The following is a 2,284-nucleotide window of genomic DNA, read 5'->3' as shown; positions in this document are numbered from 1 at the left end:
CCGGCCCCCCCCCCCCCAGCCCCCGCCCCCGCGCCCCCCCCCCCCCGGGGGGCCGCGGCATGTTGTGCGGGCCGCCGCGGAGACGGGCGCGCGCCGCACGTGCGCGGGACCGCCCGCCGCGGATACGTACGGCGCGGATACGTACGGCGCGGATACGTACGGCGCCGGGCGGCGGCCCGAGCGCCCGGTCCCCGAAGGACCCGCCCGGGCCGGTTCGTGCAGCTCGGGTCAGAGCGGCAGCAGGTCGGGCCGCTTGGGTTCGACGTGGTCGCCGGAGGACTCGCCGCGCAGTCGGCGGCCGATCCACGGCACCAGGTGCTCGCGCGCCCAGTGGATGTTGTCCCTGCGTACCTCCGCGGCCGGCCGCTCGGCCAGCGGCGGCCACGGCTGGTCGGGGTCGGCGCACACCTCAAGGCCGAGCACCTGCGCGGCGCGCAGCGCGATCCGGGTGTGCCCGTCGGGTGACAGGTGCAGCCGGTCCTCGCTCCAGGCGCGCCGGTCCTGCACGGACCGCAGCGACCACAGGTCGAGCACCGGGCAGTCGTAGCGGTCGGCGATCGCCCGTACGTGCGCCGTGTACGTGGCGATCTTGCCGCGTAGGTGGCGCAGGACCGGCATGCCGCGGGTGTCGAAGCCGGTGCACACCAGGACGGTGCCCACCGACGCGGTGAGCTGGGCGACAGCGGCCTCGTAGCGGGCGGCGACGTCGTCCGGGTCGCTGCCGGGGCGCAGGATGTCGTTGCCGCCCGCACAGAAGGTCACGAGCTCGGGGCCGAGCTCAAGGACGCGCGGGACCTGCTCGGCCACGATCTGGTCGAGGAGGCGTCCACGGACGGCGAGGTTGGCGTAGCGGAAGTCGTGTTCGGCGCGTTGGTCGGACAGCAGCACGGCGAGCCGGTCGGCCCAGCCTATGAAGGCCCCATCGGGCCCGGGGTCGCCGACGCCTTCGGTGAAGCTGTCCCCGACGGCTGCGTACGACTCGAACGCGTCACGGTTGTTGGATTTCGAATCGGCTGCCACGTCCACACATACTCCTCCGACTGAAGTGACCTACGCCACCGTAACCAGGGCTTGACGTGGGGTGATTCATCCCACTTGAACTCATAGGTAAAGCTGGAATAAGCGCTGCGTCGGCGATGACAACGAACGACCCGGCGGAAATGATGGGCGCAGGAGGTCGCACGGCGAGGTCGGTGCGCGCCTCCCGTCAGCCCTGTCGGCCCCGTCAGCCGCACCAGCCGCACCGGACCAAGGAGCAGCCCGTGACCCAGCAGATCTCCCACGCCTCCCCCAACCCCGACCACACCGAACCAGCACTGACCGGGGTCAGGAACTTTCGGGACGTGGGCGGTCTGCCGACGGCCGACGGGCGGCAGGTACGCCCCGGGGTGCTGTTCCGCAGCGGGCACCTCGCCCATGCCACCGCCGATGACGCGGCCTTCCTCGCCTCGCTCGGCCTGCACACCGTCTTCGACTTCCGCAACGCCGCCGACATCAAGGTGGAGGGCCCGGACGTCGCGCTGCCCGGGGTGCGCAACGTCAACATCCCGCTGACCGACCCGGCCGACGGGGCCGAGTTCTGGGCCATGGTGCACCACGGCGACCTGGACGAACTGCGCGCGGCGCTCGACCAGGGCCAGGCCGCCGGCCGCATGATCGCCTCGTACCGCACGATCATCACCACCCGCACCGCCGAGCACGCCCGGGTGCTGACCGCGCTGGCCGCCGAGAGCGTGCCTGCACTGATGCACTGTGCGGCGGGCAAGGACCGGGCGGGGCTCTCGATCGCCGTCACGCTGCTGGCCGTCGGGGTCACGCCCGAGGCGATCGAGGCCGACTACCTGAAGTCCGCGGCGGCCCACCGCAGGTACAAGGTGCGCCGGCACAGCGATGCGGCGGACGCCATGTCGCCCGAGGTGCTGGAGCTGATCGGCCCGCTCTTCGACGCCCGGGCCAGCTATCTGGCGGCGGCCTTCGAGGCCATCGAGGCGACCTGGGGCGGCACCGAGCGCTATCTCACCGAGGGGCTCGGGCTCACCCCCGAAGTGCGCGAGAGGCTGCGCGCCAGGCTGCTGACCGACTGAGCGGGGACCCGCCGCGCCGGCCGGGCCCGGAACACCCAAGCCACCCGGATCACCTGGATCACCCGGCCCGCCACCACCCGGGATCGGCTCGCCCACAGGCCCGCCGCCGCCCGAGCCCTCGGTGCCCGGGCTTCGGCCGCCCGGCCTCGGGCCACCCACCCGCGCGGCGCCGGGCGCCGGCGCCACCGCTGGTCCCCCGG

At 73.7% G+C, this 2,284-nt stretch carries 2 protein-coding genes; one reads left to right on the top strand and one right to left on the bottom strand.

Going from position 1 to position 2,284, the window contains the following annotated elements:
- Window positions 1-228: 228 nt before the first annotated feature.
- Window positions 229-1,020 (bottom strand): SGNH/GDSL hydrolase family protein, encoded by a 792-nt coding sequence (locus tag AAHZ94_RS32900; protein ID WP_349997371.1) that lies wholly within the window; start codon window positions 1,018-1,020, stop codon window positions 229-231.
- Between the two features lie 242 nt (window positions 1,021-1,262).
- Between AAHZ94_RS32900 and AAHZ94_RS32895 the strand changes: the two genes are divergently transcribed.
- Complete coding sequence (locus AAHZ94_RS32895; protein ID WP_349997370.1) at window positions 1,263-2,084, top strand: tyrosine-protein phosphatase; 822 nt, start codon at window positions 1,263-1,265, stop codon at window positions 2,082-2,084.
- Window positions 2,085-2,284: the final 200 nt, after the last annotated feature.

This window comes from Streptomyces sp. HSW2009 (assembly GCF_040240285.1).
Taxonomy (GTDB): Bacteria; Actinomycetota; Actinomycetes; order Streptomycetales; family Streptomycetaceae; genus Streptomyces.
This window is presented reverse-complemented; position numbering and strand designations above follow the sequence as displayed.